This window comes from Tropicibacter oceani, assembly GCF_029958925.1.
Classification (GTDB): Bacteria; Pseudomonadota; Alphaproteobacteria; order Rhodobacterales; family Rhodobacteraceae; genus Pacificoceanicola; species Pacificoceanicola oceani.
The window spans coordinates 2,573,573-2,589,542 of record NZ_CP124616.1 but is presented as its reverse complement, the minus strand read 5'-3'; the positions used below and the strand labels follow the sequence as shown (position 1 = coordinate 2,589,542).

General features: G+C 65.1%; 16 protein-coding genes and 1 tRNA gene. 12 read left to right on the top strand and 5 right to left on the bottom strand.

All coding sequences use genetic code 11. The features are described 5' to 3' along the window. The first annotated feature begins 76 nt into the window (after positions 1-76). The 3 genes from QF118_RS12545 to QF118_RS12535 are packed head-to-tail and all read left to right on the top strand — an operon-like array spanning position 77 to position 2,236. Positions 77-655, top strand: a complete 579-nt coding sequence (locus QF118_RS12545) for a YqaA family protein (RefSeq protein ID WP_282299396.1) — start codon at positions 77-79, stop codon at positions 653-655. Beyond that, positions 652-1,113, top strand: a complete 462-nt coding sequence (locus QF118_RS12540) for a disulfide bond formation protein B (RefSeq protein ID WP_282299395.1) — start codon at positions 652-654, stop codon at positions 1,111-1,113. The genes QF118_RS12545 and QF118_RS12540 overlap by 4 nt, the downstream gene beginning before the upstream one ends. A gap of 43 nt (positions 1,114-1,156) precedes the next feature. Next, positions 1,157-2,236: an AbrB family transcriptional regulator gene (locus QF118_RS12535; RefSeq protein WP_282299394.1), complete on the top strand. Its 1,080-nt coding sequence runs from the start codon at positions 1,157-1,159 to the stop codon at positions 2,234-2,236. Positions 2,237-2,272: 36 nt separating this feature from the next. On the opposite strand, the gene QF118_RS12530 is transcribed toward QF118_RS12535, so the two are convergent. The 3 genes from QF118_RS12530 to QF118_RS12520 form a co-directional block, all read right to left on the bottom strand. Continuing rightward, positions 2,273-4,108, bottom strand: coding sequence for an ABC-F family ATP-binding cassette domain-containing protein (locus tag QF118_RS12530; protein ID WP_282299393.1), 1,836 nt, complete (start codon positions 4,106-4,108; stop codon positions 2,273-2,275). Between the two features lie 31 nt (positions 4,109-4,139). Beyond that, entirely contained in the window at positions 4,140-4,928 is a 789-nt protein-coding gene (locus tag QF118_RS12525) for a GNAT family N-acetyltransferase (protein ID WP_282299392.1), read from the bottom strand. An 87-nt stretch (positions 4,929-5,015) separates the two neighbouring features. Continuing rightward, entirely contained in the window at positions 5,016-5,474 is a 459-nt protein-coding gene (locus tag QF118_RS12520) for an outer membrane protein assembly factor BamE (RefSeq protein WP_282299391.1), read from the bottom strand. Between the two features lie 87 nt (positions 5,475-5,561). On the opposite strand from QF118_RS12520, the gene QF118_RS12515 reads away from it, so the two are divergent. From QF118_RS12515 to QF118_RS12475, 9 genes are all read left to right on the top strand, one after another. Beyond that, complete coding sequence (locus tag QF118_RS12515) at positions 5,562-6,125, top strand: YceD family protein (RefSeq protein WP_282299390.1); 564 nt, start codon at positions 5,562-5,564, stop codon at positions 6,123-6,125. A 154-nt stretch (positions 6,126-6,279) separates the two neighbouring features. After that, positions 6,280-6,486 carry a 50S ribosomal protein L32 gene (gene rpmF, locus QF118_RS12510; RefSeq protein WP_282299389.1) on the top strand — a complete coding sequence of 69 codons (207 nt, stop codon included), beginning with the start codon at positions 6,280-6,282 and terminating at the stop codon, positions 6,484-6,486. Between the two features lie 25 nt (positions 6,487-6,511). Continuing rightward, on the top strand, positions 6,512-7,624 hold the full coding sequence (plsX, locus tag QF118_RS12505; protein ID WP_282299388.1) for a phosphate acyltransferase PlsX: 1,113 nt from the start codon (positions 6,512-6,514) through the stop codon (positions 7,622-7,624). Beyond that, positions 7,621-8,592, top strand: a complete 972-nt coding sequence (locus tag QF118_RS12500; protein ID WP_282299387.1) for a beta-ketoacyl-ACP synthase III — start codon at positions 7,621-7,623, stop codon at positions 8,590-8,592. The genes plsX and QF118_RS12500 overlap by 4 nt, the downstream gene beginning before the upstream one ends. Before the next feature lie 99 nt (positions 8,593-8,691). After that, entirely contained in the window at positions 8,692-8,994 is a 303-nt protein-coding gene (gene ihfA / locus QF118_RS12495) for an integration host factor subunit alpha (protein WP_282299386.1), read from the top strand. Positions 8,995-9,005: 11 nt separating this feature from the next. Next, positions 9,006-10,397 carry a MerR family transcriptional regulator gene (locus QF118_RS12490; protein ID WP_282299385.1) on the top strand — a complete coding sequence of 464 codons (1,392 nt, stop codon included), beginning with the start codon at positions 9,006-9,008 and terminating at the stop codon, positions 10,395-10,397. Between the two features lie 74 nt (positions 10,398-10,471). Then, a tRNA-Pro gene (locus tag QF118_RS12485) sits at positions 10,472-10,548 on the top strand. A 262-nt stretch (positions 10,549-10,810) separates the two neighbouring features. Next, complete coding sequence (locus QF118_RS12480) at positions 10,811-12,625, top strand: PA14 domain-containing protein (RefSeq protein WP_282299384.1); 1,815 nt, start codon at positions 10,811-10,813, stop codon at positions 12,623-12,625. A 96-nt stretch (positions 12,626-12,721) separates the two neighbouring features. Beyond that, positions 12,722-13,807 carry a 2'-deoxycytidine 5'-triphosphate deaminase gene (locus QF118_RS12475; protein WP_282299383.1) on the top strand — a complete coding sequence of 362 codons (1,086 nt, stop codon included), beginning with the start codon at positions 12,722-12,724 and terminating at the stop codon, positions 13,805-13,807. A 26-nt stretch (positions 13,808-13,833) separates the two neighbouring features. On the opposite strand, the gene QF118_RS12470 is transcribed toward QF118_RS12475, so the two are convergent. Both QF118_RS12470 and scpB read right to left on the bottom strand, forming a co-directional pair. After that, entirely contained in the window at positions 13,834-15,144 is a 1,311-nt protein-coding gene (locus QF118_RS12470) for a GGDEF domain-containing protein (protein ID WP_282299382.1), read from the bottom strand. Positions 15,145-15,345: 201 nt separating this feature from the next. Then, positions 15,346-15,957: an SMC-Scp complex subunit ScpB gene (scpB, locus tag QF118_RS12465; RefSeq protein ID WP_282302475.1), complete on the bottom strand. Its 612-nt coding sequence runs from the start codon at positions 15,955-15,957 to the stop codon at positions 15,346-15,348. Positions 15,958-15,970 lie beyond the last annotated feature (13 nt).

The window sequence follows — 15,970 nt, the reverse complement described above, 5'->3', positions numbered from 1 at the left end:
CCGCATTTGGATCGTAAAGAGGGATTGCGCATCAGGGGCCTGCATGGTTTCTGGCGCCAAACATGAAGGAGCGGGCATGCTGCGTGGGCTGTACAACTGGACGATGGCCAAGGCCGAACATCCAAAGGCGATCTGGTTTCTGGCGCTGATCGCCTTTATCGAATCCTCGGTCTTTCCGATTCCGCCCGACATCCTGATGATCCCGATGGTCCTGGCCGCGCCGCGCCGCGCCTGGCTGATCGCCGGGGTGGCGACGCTGTCGTCGGTGCTGGGGGGGATGCTGGGCTATGCCATCGGCGCCTTTTTCTACGAAGGCATCGGAGAGCCGATCCTGCAGGCCATGGGCAAGGCCGACGCCATGGCCGAGTTCAACACCCGCTTCAACGATGTCGGTTTCTGGGCGGTGCTGATCGCCGGGGTCACGCCCTTTCCGTACAAGGTGATCACCATCATGTCGGGCTGGACGGCGATGCCGCTGGGCACCTTCATCGTCACGTCGATCCTGGCGCGGGCGCTGCGGTTCTTTGTGGTGGCCGGGCTTTTGCGGATCTTCGGCGCACCCATTCGTGATTTCATCGAACGCTACCTCGGGCTTGTCTTCACCGCCTTCGTCGTGCTCCTGTTGGGGGGCTTTGTCCTGGTGAGGTATCTATGAGCCGCCAACGTCTTTTGATCCTTCTGGCCGCGGGCGGGTCTGCGGCGCTGATCCTTGGGGCCTGGGGGTTCCAGTACATCGGCGGCATGGCGCCGTGCAAACTGTGCTACTGGCAGCGCTACGGGCATTACCTTGCAATCGTGCTGGGCGGGCTGGCGCTGTGGCGGCCCTATCCGCCGGTGCTGATGCTGGGCGCGCTGGGGGCCTTCAGCTCGGCGGTGATCGGCGCCTATCACAGCGGTGTCGAGCGCAAGTGGTGGGAAGGTCCGACAACCTGCACCTCAGGCTCGATCGAGGGGCTGTCGGCGGATGATCTGATGAAGCAGATCATGGAGGCGCCGCTGGTGCGCTGCGATGAAATCCCGTGGGAGATGTTTGGCGTGTCGATGGCCAACCTGAATGTGCTGGCCTCGCTGGCCGTCGCGCTGCTGTGGGTCGCGGCGCTGCGCCGCGCCTGAGGCGGGCGATTGCCGCCCCGCGCGCGGCGTCCTATACCAAGCCATGCATGTCACCGATGGCGCCCCGCGCCTTGTTCTGATCACGGCTGGTCTGCTTGTTCTGGGCGCCTTTGGCGGCTGGCTGGCGACGCATGGCGGGTTGCCGATGCCCTGGATGCTGGGCAGCCTGCTTGCCTCGGGGGTGATGGTGACGGGGCTGCGCCCGGCCGCGTTGGACGACTACCGCTTTCCCATGCGGTTTCGCACCTTTTTCGTCGGGCTGATCGGCGTGATGATCGGATCGCAGGTCAGCAGCGATTTCCTGGCCATGGCGGCGCAACTGCCGCTGACCATGGCGATGCTTGCGCTGTTCGTGGTGCTGGCCCATGGCGGGAACATGCTGATCTTTCGCCGCGTCGGAGGCTATGACCGCCCGACGGCGTTTTATTCCGGAACCCCTGGCGGCCTGATGGAAAGCATCCTGCTGGGCGAAGCCGCCGGCGCCGATGCCCGGATCCTGACCGCGCAGCAGTTCCTGCGCATCATCTTTGTCATCACGTTGCTGCCGCTGGGGCTGTCGCTGTGGCTGGGTCATCCGGTGGGCAGTGCGGCCGGGCTGGCCCCAGGCGGCGCAAGCGCCCCGGTGACGCCGGGCGCGCTGGTCGCGATCGTGCTGACGGCGCTGGCCGGGCTGGGCCTTGCACGGGTGATCCACCTGCCGGCGGGGCAGCTGACCGGGCCGCTGTTGCTGGCGGCGGCGCTGTCGGTGGCGGGGCACCTGGACCTGCACCTGCCGTTCTGGATGATCAGCGGCGCGCAGGTGGTGATCGGGGTCAGCCTGGGGCTGCGATTCCAGGGCATGGACGGGCGGCTTTTGCGCAAATCGGCCTGGCTATGCGCGATTTCGGTGGTCTTCATGCTGCTGCTGGGCGGCATCATGGCGGCGATCCTGCACCGGGTCACCGGCCTGGCCTTTCTGCACCTGCTGATCAGCTTTGCCCCCGGCGGCGTGACGGAAATGTCGGTGATCGCGCTAAGCCTTGCGGCCAACCCGGCGCTGGTCAGCCTGCATCACGTGGCGCGCATCCTGATGACCGTGGTCGAGCTGTCGCTGGCCTCGAAGTGGTTGGGGCTGCGCGGCTGAGCACGGGGGCGGGGCAGAACCCCGCCCTGCCCCGGGTCAGCCCTGTTCGGCGCGTTCCGCCAGATCCAGCCAATCCTCTTCGGCGCGGGCCAGGGCCTCTTGTCTTTGCGCCAGCGCCTCGGTCGCCTTGCGGAACTTGACCGGCTCGCGGCTGAACAGCTCGGGGTCGGCCATCAGTTGTTCCAGCTTGCCGATCTCGGCTGTCAGCCGGTCGATCTGCGCCGGAAGCGCCTCGAGCCGGTGCTTTTCGGTATAGCTGAGCCCGGATTTGGACGGGCTTTCCTTGGACTTGGGCGCAGTCCCCGGGGCCTTGGGCTTGTCCTTGTCGGCGGGCGCGGCGGCGCTGGCGGCGGGTTTCGCGGCCTCGGCCTTTTGCGACTGGTAGTCGCTCCAGCCACCGGCATAGACCGTGGCCTGGCCGTTGCCTTCCATGGCGATGGTCTGGGTCGCGACGCGGTCCAGGAAATCGCGGTCGTGCGACACCAGCAGCACCGTGCCGTCGTAGTCGTCCAGCAGTTCCTGCAACAGGTCCAGCGTTTCGACGTCCAGATCGTTGGTCGGTTCGTCCAGCACCAAAAGGTTCGATTCGCGCGCCATGATCCGCGCCAGCAACAGCCGCGCCTTTTCACCGCCCGACAGCGCCCGCACCGGGGCGCGCACCTGACGTTCGTCGAACAGGAATTCCTTGAGATAGCCCACGACATGCTTGGGCTGGCCGCGCACCATGACCTGATCGGACTGGCCCGACACCCGCATGTCGGGATCGCTGGTCAGGTTGTCCCAAAGCGAGCCGTCCAGATCCAGCTGCGCGCGGGTCTGGTCAAAGATCGCCGGCACAAGGTTGGTGCCCAGCTTGATCGTACCCGCGTCGGGCTGGATGTCGCCCATCAGGATGCGGATCAACGTCGTCTTGCCCACCCCATTCGGCCCGACAAAGGCGACCCGGTCACCGCGTTGCACCGTCAGGGAAAAGTTGCGGATGATCGGTTTGTCACCAAACCCGTGCGACACGCCGATCGCCTCGACCACCTTCTTGCCCGACTTGGGGCCGCTGGCGAAATCCATCGCCGCCTGCCCCTGCCTGCGGATCTGGCCTGCGCGGTCGGCGCGCATGTCCTGCAGCCGCCGCACCCGGCCCTGGTTGCGCTTGCGCCTTGCGCTGATGCCCTCGACGGCCCAGCGGGCCTCGGCCTTGATCTTGCGATCCAGCTTGTGGCGCTGTGTGTCCTCTTCGTCCCAGGTCTTGTCGCGCCAGGCCTCGAACCCGGCAAAGCCGGTTTCCTGCCGCCGCACCTGGCCGCGGTCGATCCACAGCGTCGCGCGTGTCAGTTCCGTCAGGAACCGCCGGTCGTGCGAGATCAGGACAAAGGCGCGGCGGGTGGATTTCAGCTCATCCTCCAGCCACTGGATCGCCTCGATGTCCAGGTGGTTGGTCGGCTCGTCCAGCAGCATCAGGTCGGGTTCCTCGGCCATCAGCTTGGCCAGTGCCGCGCGCCGCCGTTCCCCGCCCGAAGCGGTGGCCACCGGGCGCGCCGGATCGAACTTGAGCCCTTCGCTGGCGCGCTCGACCTTGTACATCTCGGCCTCGTCCAGGCCCGAGGTGGCGAAATCGCCCAGCGTCTCGAATCCCGACAGGTCGGGTTCCTGCTCCATATAGCCGACGGAAATGCCCGGCGGCACGATGCGTTCGCCCCGGTCGGCTTCGACAAGGCCGGCCATGACCTTCATCAAGGTGGATTTGCCCGACCCGTTGCGCCCGACCAGCGCGACGCGGTCGCCCTGCTGGACGGTCATGGACAGGTTGTCGAATACCGGCTCGCCCCCGAAAGTCAGGGAAATGTCGGTCAGCTGCAGAAGAGGAATGAGTGCCATGAGCGCCAGCTAGGCAAGCGCCGCGCCAAGGTCAATCCCTGCCCGCATCGCCAGGCGTCAAATGCCGGGTTTTCCCGTCCTGAGGGCGCTGCGCGGCCAGGGCCCGCAGCAGTTTCTGCCGGGCCGGCGGGATGGCGGCGATCTCGACCCCGGTAAAGACGTGCAGCGTGTTCATCTGGCCGTCGATCACCGCATGGTCCGAAACCCAGCCGCCCAACGTCAGGTAACTGCGCAGCAGCGGCGGCATCCGCATCAGCGCCTTGCGCGCATCGGGCTTGCGCCGCAGCCTTTGGGAATAGCGGAACACCTGCGGCGCCTTGACCTGCGGCGACCACTGCGGCGGCGCAAGATGGCGCGCCCGCAGCAGCGCAAAGGCGTCGTAGTAATCGCGCGCATCTGTCCCCGCAAAGGAACTGCACCCGAACAGCAGCCGCACCCCGGCGGCATCGACACAGGCGGTGATCACCCCCCAGGCCAGCCGCAGGATGTCGGGATCGCCCTGCCCGGGCCGCAGGCAAAAGCGCCCCAGTTCCAGCATCGGGGCCTTGTAGGCGTGCAGGCAGGACAGATCGTAGAACTGCGCCGAATAACTGCCGCCGATCGCGGCGCCGTTGTCGACCGGCAGCAGCCGGAAACAGCAGACCAGCTGCCCGCTGGCGGTTTCCTCGACGATGACGTGATCGCAGGCGGCGTCAAAGGCATCGCCGTCGGGCGCGGCCCCGCCGTGAAAGGCCAGCCCGCGCAGCGCCTGCGCCCGGGCCAGATCGCCCGCATCGCGCGTCAGGCGCGCACGATACCGGCCTTTGGTCAACTGGATCATCTTACACCGCATATCGGGCAACGGGCGGCCAAGGGTCGCCTGCCCCATATCAGATGCCAAGGGCCCCGGTCGTCAAGCGCCGGGAAATCAGCCGCCCAGCCCGCTGAGGTTCAGCGCGCCGATGTTGCCGAACAGCTTGCGCACGAAACTGATGTCGCCGTCACGGGTGCGGGTGATGCGCCGGGTCAGCGGCACGACGCGCCCATCCTCAAGCCCGTAGGTGGTGATGTTCTCGACCACGCCGGCATCGGTAAAGGAAATCTCGACCACGGTGCGGTCGACGACCTCGGGGCGCTGCCAGGCGAAATGTTTCACCTGGCTCGAGATATAATAGTAGCCGCCCTCGTTGCGCACGCCCGAGGTGGTCGGCACGCCGATCAACTCCTCGACCGAGGCGCGGGTATCCACGCCCGGCACGATCTGCTGCAATTCATCCTCGGGGGGGACGAATCCGTGGTTGCGATACTGTGTCGTGCAGGCGCCTAGCCCCACCAACACCAGCACCGCGACGCCTGTTCTTGCCTTTGCCCCAATCCCGTTGCGCATGCCGCACCTCTTGCCTTGGCCGTAGCAGCCTCTTATTTCGATTACAGAAGGTTGACGCCGCATTCAAGCCAAGGAAATCCCGACCTTATGTCCAAACCCTCCCCCAAGAGCCCCCGTTTGCGCGTTTCCGAGCTGCGTACCAGTGGCGAAACCGCCTTTTTGCTGGAACCCGACGCCGCGCAAAATCGCGCCCTTGCCGCCGAAATCGGCGCCGACAGCCTGCGCAAGACCCGCTTTGAAGGCAAGGTTTCGCCCAAGGGCCGCCGCGGCTGGCTGCTGCGCGGACAGCTGGGCGCCACCGCGGTGCAGCCCTGCAGCATCACGCTGGACCCGGTGACCACGCGCATCGACACGCCGGTGGTGCGCCATTTCGTGCCGGCCGACCAGCTGGAAACCTATGACGAGGCCGGCGCCGAGACCGAGATGCCCGAGGACGACACGCTGGAGCCGCTGGGCGATGTGATCGACCTCGAGGCGGTGCTGGCCGAGGCGCTGTCGCTGGCGCTGCCCAGCTATCCGCGCAAGGAAGGCGCCGACCTTGGCGAGGCCGTCTTTACCGAAGACGGCGCCGCGCCGTTGCGTGACGAAGACGTCAAACCCTTTGCCGGTCTGGCGGCGCTGCGCGACAAATTGCAGGGAGATGGCGAATAGACCACAGAATCGGCTTGCTCTTTTGCCCTTTCTGCGTATTTTCGCGCCTTCATACGAACGAACACTTGTGCTGGCCCACAGCTTCGCCTTATGAGGCCGGACACACGACAAATCACCGGGCAACTTCGCCCCGCTACGAGATAGAGGTTGAGACATGGCCGTCCAACAGAACAAGGTGTCGAAATCGCGCCGCAACAACCGCCGCGCCCATGACGCTCTGGTCGCAGCAAACCCGAACGAATGCGACAACTGCGGTGAGCTGAAGCGCCCGCACCACGTCTGCCCGTCCTGCGGTCACTACGCCGAGCGCGAAATCGTCGCCATGACCGACGAAATCGAGCTGGACGAAGACGCGGCATAACCCTTAGCAACTCAGGCCCTCCTCAATGACCTCTTTGAAGGATCACACGCAGGCGGGTCACGGACGAGTTGTGATTTCCGTCGACGCCATGGGCGGCGACAGCGGGCCGGCAACTATTGTTGCCGGCATTTCGCTGTCTGCCAAGAAAAACCCGAACATCGACTTTTTGCTGCACGGCCCCCGGGACGAGCTGGAAAAACTTGTGGCCAAGCGCCGCGTACTGGATGGCCGTTGCGAGATTCGCGATGCCGCCGGCGTGGTCAGCATGGAAGACAAGCCCAGCCAGGTGATGCGCCACGGCAAGGACACCTCGATGTGGTCCGCGCTTGATTCGGTGCGCGATGGCGACGCCAAGGTGGCCGTATCCTGCGGCAACACCGGCGCGCTGATGGCGCTGTCGATGATCCGCCTGCGCAAGCTGCCCGGCGTCAACCGCCCCGCCATCGCGATTCTCTGGCCGTCGCGCAATCCGCAGGGGTTCAACGTGATGCTGGACGTCGGCGCAGATATCCGCGCCGATGCCCAGGACCTTTTGCAATACGCTTTGATGGGCGCCTCTTATGCGCGCAACGGGCTGGACCTGCAGCGCCCGCGCGTCGGGCTGCTGAACGTCGGCACCGAGGAACACAAGGGCCGCGCCGAGCTGAAGGAAGCCTATGAGCTGATCGACAGCCACCGCGAAAAGGGCAAGTTCGACTTTGTCGGCTTTGTCGAAGGCGGCGACATCCCGGGCGACCGTTGTGACGTGATCGTCACCGACGGCTTTACCGGCAACGTGGCGCTGAAGACCGGCGAAGGCACCGCCAAGCTGATCGGCGACCTGCTGCGCGAGGCCTTTGCCTATTCGCCGCTGTCGCGTCTTGCCTCGCTTTTGGCGCTGACCTCGCTGCGCCGCCTGAAAAAACGCATCGACCCGCGCCGCGTCAACGGCGGTGTCTTTCTGGGGCTGAACGGCACCGTGGTGAAATCGCATGGCGGCGCGGACGCCATGGGGGTATCCTCGGCCGTCAAGCTGGCGTTCGAGCTGGCCGCCTCGGGCTTTGGGGATCGGCTTGCGGCGCGGGTTGCCTCTGCCGCGATGCTTGCGCAGGATGACGCCGAGGCAGAGACAGGGCAGAAGGAAAGCGACAAGCCATGACCACACGTTCCGTTGTCATCGGTGCAGGCCACTACCTGCCCGACCGCGTCGTCGAAAACGCCGAGTTCGAAAAGACACTTGATACGACGGACGACTGGATTCGCTCGCGCTCGGGGATCGAACGCCGCCATTTCGCCGCCGAAGGCCAGACCACGTCCGATCTGGCCACCCGCGCCGCACGCGCCGCGCTGGCCGATGCCGGGATCGAGGCCGACGACGTCGATGCGATCATCCTCGCCACCTCGACCGCCGACATGACTTTCCCTTCTGCCGCGACCATGGTGCAGGCCGAACTGGGCATGACCCGCGGCTTTGCCTTTGACGTGCAGGCGGTCTGCGCCGGGTTCATCTATGCGCTGGCCAATGCCAATGCGCTGATCCTGTCCGGCCAGGCGAAACGCGTGCTGGTGATCGGGGCCGAAACCTTCAGCCGCATCATGGACTGGACCGACCGCGGCACCTGCGTGCTGTTCGGTGACGGCGCCGGCGCCATCGTGCTCGAGGCGCAGGAGGGCACCGGCACCAATGCCGATCGCGGCATCCTGTCGACCGACCTGAACAGCGACGGCCGCTTCCGCGACATTCTATATGTCGATGGAGGCGTGGCGACGCAGAACACCGGTTTCCTGCGCATGCAGGGCAAGGAAGTGTTCCGCCACGCGGTCGAAAAGCTGGCCGCCACCGCAACCACGGCGCTGGAAAAGATCGCCATGCCCGCGTCTGAAATCGACTGGATCGTGCCGCATCAGGCCAACATCCGGATCATCAAGGGCACCGCCAAAAAGCTGGATCTGCCGATGGAAAACGTCATCGTGACGGTCCAGGATCACGGCAATACCTCGGCGGCCTCGATTCCCCTGGCGCTGTCGGTCGGCAAGGCGCGCGGACAGATTCGCCAGGGCGATGTGCTGGTGACCGAGGCCATCGGCGGCGGCCTGGCCTGGGGCGCCGTGGTTCTGCGCTGGTAACCACTTTATCCCGCATCTCAAGGGCCTTCGCCAAGTCATTGATATTGACTTGGCTTTTGCCCTGCGCCTATCCTGCCCCAAACCTCGGGAGGGATGACGATGAGTGACAAGACGCTAACCCGCATGGATCTGAGCGAAGCGGTCTTCCAGGAAGTGGGACTGTCGCGCAACGAAAGCGCGGAACTTGTCGAATCCGTTCTGCAAATGATGTCCGACGCCCTGGTCGAGGGTGAGCAGGTCAAGATTTCGTCCTTTGGCACCTTTTCGGTGCGCGAAAAGGCGGCCCGCGTCGGGCGCAATCCCAAGACCGGCGAAGAGGTGCCGATCCAGCCTCGCCGCGTGCTGACCTTCCGGCCGTCGCACCTGATGAAAGAACGGGTTGCCGCCGGCAACAAACGCTGAGGGGCTGAGGCATGGCGAAATCCCGCGACGCCTTCCGGACCATTTCGGAAGTGGCGGAATGGCTGGACACGCCGGCCCATGTCCTGCGGTTCTGGGAAAGCAAGTTCACCCAGGTCAAACCCGTCAAGCGCGCTGGTGGTCGGCGCTATTACCGCCCCGCCGACATGGAGCTGCTGGGCGGCATCAAAAAGCTGCTGCATGACGATGGCATGACCATCAAAGGCGTGCAGAAAGTTCTTAGGGAACAAGGGGTTCGCCATGTTTCTTCGCTGTCCGAGCAGCATGTCGAAGGCGGCGACAACTATGGCGACCTGATCGAGGACGCGCCCTATATCGAGGTCGAGTCCGAGCCGCTGCCCGACACGGTGGTGTCGTTCAACCGCACGCCCGAACCCAATCTTTTCGACGAAACGCCCCCGGATGACCTGCCCGAGGCCGAGGAGGTCAGCGCCCCGGACGATCTCGCCCTGCCCGAAGAGGCAGAGCAGACGGCCAGGGACACCGCGCCGCAGGCCGATGCCGAGGCTGTGCAAGAGGTCGAGGCAATCTCGCCAGACGCCACACTCGCCCCCGAACCCGAGGAAGACGCCGACAACGATCCGCAGCCTGCCGCTATGCAAGACGCGCAGCCCACCTTTGCCCAGCCTTCGGCCGCGCCCGGCGATCCGGTTGAACCCGACCAGACAGAGCCGTCGGGCGACGCACCGCAAGCCTCCGACATCGATTCGGCCCGGCAGGACACGGCGCCCGAAGCGGCTCCATCAGCCGAAATGCCAGAATCGGCGGCTGAACCTGAGGCCTCTGAACCGGCAGAGCAAACGGCAGACCACGAACCGATTCCCCAAGCCGAAACGCCGGGGACGCTTTGCGAACCTGCCATCAACGACGCGGCGCAGGCGCAACCCTTTGCCGAACCCGCGCTGGCCGTTCCACAAGACGACGACGCCACCCATGACACGCCCGGCGAACCTGCGGACCAGCCGCAACCGGTCGACATGGAGGCCTTTGACGAAACCATCACGCCCGATGCTGCGGCAGAACCGATTCTGGCGGAAACGGATGACACCGGGTTTGACGACACGGCCGACCTGTCCGCCGATGAACAAGACATGGCAGACCCCGCCGAGGCCCTGCCCGAGGACACGGACACAGCGCCCGAACCGGACACCGCCGAGCCAAGCCCCGATCAGCCCGCTGCGATCAAGACACGGCCGCTGGACCTACCGGATTTCCAGCAGCGCGCCCTGCCCGATGTCCCTGACATCGCCCCGGCCCCCGCACAGGCCGGCCCGCTGAGCCATTTGGCGCAGATCGAGGCCCTGGATGACAACCAGGTACAGGCCATCCGCGCAATGCTGCCTGCCCTGCGCGCGCTGGCCGAGCGGCCCGGCCCGACGCCGTGACGAAAAAGGCGTGAAGATTTTCCAGATCGGGGGTTGCCCCTGCCCGGAAAAACAGTATGACACACTCCATTAGTCGGGCTATGGCGCAGCCTGGTAGCGCGTCCGTCTGGGGGACGGAAGGTCGCAGGTTCGAGTCCTGCTAGCCCGACCAATACAACCAGCCTTGCCAGGCTGGACACCCACCCCAAACAATCGTTTCCGATCGTCAAGGTTGCATCGACAATCTTGACCAAAGGCGCGGATTGTCGCCTGCAAAACGCCGTAACCGGCGGAAAATTCCCCCTTTTCGGCCCCTTGGCCAAAGCGTACCCAAGGACAGCGTTGACCTTGCGGTGCCGGTCTCTAGGGTGCCCGCGACCGGGATCCCCGGAACGTTGAATGTCCTTTGTGTGGAGTGCGCCATGCCTGTCGCCGTGTCTCAGTATCTTTTCGGCAATTCCCTTGTGAACTATGCCGAAGGCGGCGATCAGACCAATGTACCGCATTGGATGGACGCCTTTGCCGAAGCCGACGGGAATGGCTATGCCACCGCCGGGGCCTATGGCTTTCTGCGCGATTTTGCCGACCGGTCCGAACCGCTGTCGCAATGGGGCTTTTCCGGCGTCCCGGCCAGTATCGAGGAAAGCGAAAGTTTTTCCAAGGTGCAGATCGATTCGGTCGTGATCACCCCGGCGAATTTCATCCAGTCCGAAACGCCGGGCACGCCCTACCCCGGCGACACCCGCAGCCCGCTGGACGCGGTGCAGTCGATTGTCTCGCAAGTCGACGCTGCCCACCCCGATGCGCAGATCCTGGTCTATGAAGGCTGGGCCGACATGGCCCCTTTCCTGAACGGTGAAAGCCCCGACGCCAGCGCTCTGGCGGCTTATCACGATTACAACATGGGCGAATACCACGACTGGTTCACCGCGCTGGTCGACCAGGTCAACGCCGCGCTGCCTGGCGCGGATGTGCAGCTGCTGCCCGTCGGCTCGATCCTGTCGGACCTGCTGACGACGACGCTGTCCGACATTCCGGCCGATGCGCTTTATGTCGATGATGCGCCGCATGGCACCGAAACGATCTATTACCTGTCGGCGATGATCACCTACCAGGCCACCTATGGCACCCCGGCTCCGCTGCCCGAAACCCTGCCGGACACCGTGCACCCGTCGGTCTTTGCCAATTACGACGCCATCAACGACGTGATTTCCGCCGGTCTGGTCGAAACCGGCATTCTGGACGGCACCCCGCTGCCCCAGGACGACCTGACCGAGATCGAAGACGAAACCCCGGAGGGGTCCGAAACGGACGAAGAAACGCCCGCCGAACCCGTTGTGGAGCCTGATCCGCAGCCCGAGCCGGAACCCGAAGTTGTCGTCACGCCCGAGCCGGAACCGCAGCCCGCGCCTGAGCCTGAGCCTGAGCCTGAGCCTGAGCCTGAGCCTGAAGAGGTCGTCGTACCCGAGCCTCAGCCGCAACCCGAGCCCGAAGAAATCATCGAACCGGAGCCGCAGCCGGAGCCCGAAGAAATCGTCACGCCAGAACCGCAGCCCCAGCCCGAACCGCAGCCCGATGTCGCCGAAACCCCGCCTCAGCCGGTGGTTGACCCTGCGCCCGTGCAGACCCCCGACACCCCGGCCCCCGAAACCGATGGCCCGCAAATGGCGCCAGTCGGCACCTTTGCCGCCCGCTATTTCGAGCTGAGCGAAGAAGGCGCCGATCTGTCCCGCGTCGATTTCGACGCCGAGGCCGATGCCACCGGCACCGTCGCCACGCTGAACCACGCCGGCGAAACCGGCAGCCTGTGGGAAGGCGGCGCGACCGACAACCTGGCCGCGCAGTACCTGCAAACGCTGGACAGCCCCGATGGCGGCGTCTATCGCCTGAGCATGGCGGCGGACGATCAGGCGCAGGTTTTCGTCGACGGCAGCTTGATGCTGGACACCCGTAACGCCGGCTTCGAGGAACAGCAGACCATCACGCTTGAACTGGACCCCGGCGCGCATGAAATCGAGGTGCGCTATATCGAACAGACCGGCGAATCCATGCTGCAGGTCGACATGACGCGCATTGGCGATCTGCCCGAGGACGAGCAGGACGAAACCCCGCTTGCCCCCGCCGCCAAACCGGCCGATCTGTTCTATGCCCTGTTCGGCCATGGCAACCCGGCCCGCGCCGAGGCCGAGCTGAAGGATCTTCTGGACGACGAGGAAACCGACAACGCCGATCCCGACCTGCTGTTCTGAGGCGGCGAAAACCCGGGGCGACGGGCTTTTCCCCCTCCTATCGGCGGGCAAGGCTTGCTATGCACGGGCCAGACCGTTGAAAAAGGGGATCGCCGCATGACCGGAGTTCTGGCCAGCCAGCAGATCGAGGCGCTGATCACACGCGGCGCGCTTGGCGCCGAAGAAGGATTTGTCGAAGGTCAGGTGCAGCCGGCCAGCCTGGACCTGCGTCTGGGGCGCGTTGCCTACCGAGTGCGGGCCTCGTTCCTGGCGGGACAGGGGCGCAGCGTCGCGGCGCGTGTCGATGAATTCGAAATGCACCGGATCGACCTGTCCGATGGCGCGGTGCTGGAAAAGGGCTGTGTCTATGTCGTGCCGCTGATGGAACGGCTGGCCCTGCCCGACGATATCCAGGCCATCGCAAATGCCAAAAGCTCGACCGGGCGGCTGGACCTGCTGACCCGGGTCATCACCGATGGCGGCACCGAATTCGACCGCATCGCGCCGGGCTATTCCGGGCCGCTTTATGCCGAAATCTGCCCGCGCAGCTTTTCCGTGCTGGTGCGCCCGGGCATGCGCCTGAACCAGATTCGGTTCCGCAGCGGGCGCGCCGTGCTGAGCGATGCCGAACTGGCCGCGCTGCACGAATCCGACACGCTGGTGTCGGGCGGCCCGGCGGTGATCGGCGAAGGGCTGGGCTTTTCCGTCGATCTCAGACCGCAAAGCGGGCAATTGGTCGGCTATCGCGCGAAACCGCATACCGGGGTGATCGACCTGGACCGCATCGGGCACTATGACCCGGCCGAATTCTGGGACCCCCTGCATGCCGCCAATGGCCAGCTGGTGCTGGACCCCGGTGCCTTTTACATCCTTGTCAGTCGCGAGGCAGTGCACATCCCGCCGGGCTATGCCGCCGAAATGGCGCCCTACCTGGCCATGGTGGGCGAATTCCGGGTGCACTATGCCGGCTTTTTCGATCCCGGCTTTGGCCATGAACACGCGGGCGGCACGGGCGCGCGCGGCGTGCTCGAGGTGCGCTGCCACGAGGCGCCATTCGTGCTGGAACACGGGCAGATCGTCGGGCGTCTGGTCTATGAACGCATGTCCGAAGTCCCGCAGCAGCTTTATGGCGCGGGCATTGCCTCGAACTACCAGGGTCAGGGGCTGAAACTGTCCAAACATTTCGCCGCCCCCGCCGGCTGAGCCGTCATCGGGCCGCCTGCCCTGCGTCACTGCCGGGCTGCGCTGGCCCTGTGCCGTGCCTCGGGGACCTGCCACAATCCGCCGTCCAGAGAGGCCATGACCACGGTATCGCGGCCTGCCGCCTTGGCCTGGTACAGCGCATTGTCCGCCGCCGCGATGCAATCCTTGAGGTTGGGGTTGGCCCCCGGATCGACCAGGACCGCCCCGAATGAGGCCGTCATGAAATGCGCCCCGCCCGGCACGATTGCGATGTCATGCACCGCCTTGCGCAGCCGTTCGGCCATGTCCTGAAGGGCATTTTCGTCGTTCACGCGCACCATGATCAGGAACTCCTCGCCGCCCCAGCGGGCAAGGATATCGGTGATCCGCAATTCCTGCCGCAACCGGCGCACCAAGGCGCACAGCAGACGGTCACCCGCACTGTGACCGTGGGTGTCATTGACCGATTTGAAGTGGTCGATGTCCAGCAGAACAAGCCCGATCTTGCGGCCGCTGCGCATCTGCAAAAAGGCATCCACCGCCGCCTTGCGGGTTCCGGCGACGGTCAGCGGATCGCGGGCCAGGTCCGACAAAAGCGCGCGTTTCGTGCGGTGCTGGCGGTCGTGCAGATCAATCCAGCGATTGCCCACATACAGCATCCCCGCCAGGACAAGACCGTTTTCAAGCGTCTGCAGGAACGGATAGAAACCGCTGGCTGACGTCAATTCCATCCGCAAGGTCAGGGGCGACACCATCACAACGACCGACCAGATCAAGATCTGAAGCCGCAGGATCTGCCCGCCGGGGCTTTGACGCAGGATCGGTGCGATCAGGCGATGGCGCGAGAACCGCAGCAGGTTGGCCAGCGCCAGAGGCAGCAGGATCAAGGTGGTCGCAACCGACATTTCGCCAAAAAACTGTTCGACCCCAAGCAGATAGCCGTTGATGGCGATTGACGGCACGATCAGCGACAGGGCCGCAAAGGCCAACCCCAGATCCTTGTTCTGGCTGCGGACCAGTTGCGACATGGCCAGGCAGCACACCGCAAGCGTGGTCTTCCAGTCGGTTTCGCCCAGGTATTCGGGGCCAAAGACCCATGCGCTCAGGCTGTCCGAAACCGAAAACAGCGCGGCCGTCAGCATGGCCAGGCCCCACAGCGCCCGTTCCCCACGGCAGGCCACGCGCAGCGGCCTTTGGTGCAGCGTCGCCGCAAGACAAAAGGACAGTGAAAGGAAGGTCAGCGGGTTGGTCCGGGGCGCCAGGGGATCACCGCTGAGACGCACCAAAAACCCGGTGGCATAGTCGATCAGGACCAGGCCAAGCGCAAGAAAACCGACCCAAAGCAACCCCCGCCGCATACCGGCGGCCATCCGCAGCGAACTGCCGGCCTCTGCCTGAAACGGAGACTTGGAGGCCCCGCGCCCTTGGCGACGGGACAAAACGGAATGGATGGATTCATGTATCCTCGAACTGGCACGCACGACCCTGTTCGAACCACTGTTGTCAAAATTGGTTAACAAATATTTTCCAAATCTGACGCAACGGCGCCGCGTCCCGCGTCAATCCTCGAAAAGCTCGCTCTGGCCTTCGTCGGTTTCCTCGTCGAGGTCCAGATCGCCGTCGCCCGGTTGCGGCGCGCCCAGCGGCAGCGGGCGGCTTTCCAGCAGGCCCGCGGCGCGCAATTCGGCCAGGCCCGGCAGATCGCGTGCGGATTCAAGGCCGAAGTGATCCAGGAAATTCTGCGTGACCACAAAGGTCACGGGCCGTCCCGGCGTCATGCGGCGGCGGCCAAAGCGCACCCACTCCATTTCCAGCAGCTGATCGACCGTGCCGCGACTGACACTGACCCCGCGGATTTCCTCGATCTCGGCGCGGGTCACGGGCTGGTGATAGGCGACGATGGCCAAGGTTTCGATGGCGGCACGCGACAGTTTGCGCTGCTCGACGGTTTCGCGCTGCATCAAAAAGCCCAGGTCACCGGCCGTACGCATCGCCCAGGCATCGCCCACCTTGACCAGGTGCACGCCGCGCCCCTCGTAGCGTTTGCGCAGATGCACCAGCGCCTCGGCGGCGTCGCAGCCATGTGGCATCCGGTCGTTCAATTCGCGCACCGTCACCGGTTCGGCGGTGGCAAACAGGATCGCCTCGACCATGCGCTCCTGCTCGCCCATGGGCGGGGCTTCG

Excerpts from the sequence above, each read along its gene's own strand:
- QF118_RS12545 (WP_282299396.1), top strand. The coding sequence starts at position 77 with ATGCTGCGTGGGCTGTACAACTGGACGATGGCCAAGGCCGAACATCCA.
- QF118_RS12540 (WP_282299395.1), top strand. The coding sequence starts at position 652 with ATGAGCCGCCAACGTCTTTTGATCCTTCTGGCCGCGGGCGGGTCTGCG.
- QF118_RS12535 (WP_282299394.1), top strand. The coding sequence starts at position 1,157 with ATGCATGTCACCGATGGCGCCCCGCGCCTTGTTCTGATCACGGCTGGT.
- QF118_RS12530 (WP_282299393.1), bottom strand. The coding sequence starts at position 4,108 with ATGGCACTCATTCCTCTTCTGCAGCTGACCGACATTTCCCTGACTTTC.
- QF118_RS12525 (WP_282299392.1), bottom strand. The coding sequence starts at position 4,928 with ATGATCCAGTTGACCAAAGGCCGGTATCGTGCGCGCCTGACGCGCGAT.
- QF118_RS12520 (WP_282299391.1), bottom strand. The coding sequence starts at position 5,474 with ATGCGCAACGGGATTGGGGCAAAGGCAAGAACAGGCGTCGCGGTGCTG.
- QF118_RS12515 (WP_282299390.1), top strand. The coding sequence starts at position 5,562 with ATGTCCAAACCCTCCCCCAAGAGCCCCCGTTTGCGCGTTTCCGAGCTG.
- rpmF (WP_282299389.1), top strand. The coding sequence starts at position 6,280 with ATGGCCGTCCAACAGAACAAGGTGTCGAAATCGCGCCGCAACAACCGC.
- plsX (WP_282299388.1), top strand. The coding sequence starts at position 6,512 with ATGACCTCTTTGAAGGATCACACGCAGGCGGGTCACGGACGAGTTGTG.
- QF118_RS12500 (WP_282299387.1), top strand. The coding sequence starts at position 7,621 with ATGACCACACGTTCCGTTGTCATCGGTGCAGGCCACTACCTGCCCGAC.
- ihfA (WP_282299386.1), top strand. The coding sequence starts at position 8,692 with ATGAGTGACAAGACGCTAACCCGCATGGATCTGAGCGAAGCGGTCTTC.
- QF118_RS12490 (WP_282299385.1), top strand. The coding sequence starts at position 9,006 with ATGGCGAAATCCCGCGACGCCTTCCGGACCATTTCGGAAGTGGCGGAA.
- QF118_RS12475 (WP_282299383.1), top strand. The coding sequence starts at position 12,722 with ATGACCGGAGTTCTGGCCAGCCAGCAGATCGAGGCGCTGATCACACGC.
- QF118_RS12470 (WP_282299382.1), bottom strand. The coding sequence starts at position 15,144 with ATGCGGCGGGGGTTGCTTTGGGTCGGTTTTCTTGCGCTTGGCCTGGTC.
- scpB (WP_282302475.1), bottom strand. The coding sequence starts at position 15,957 with ATGGGCGAGCAGGAGCGCATGGTCGAGGCGATCCTGTTTGCCACCGCC.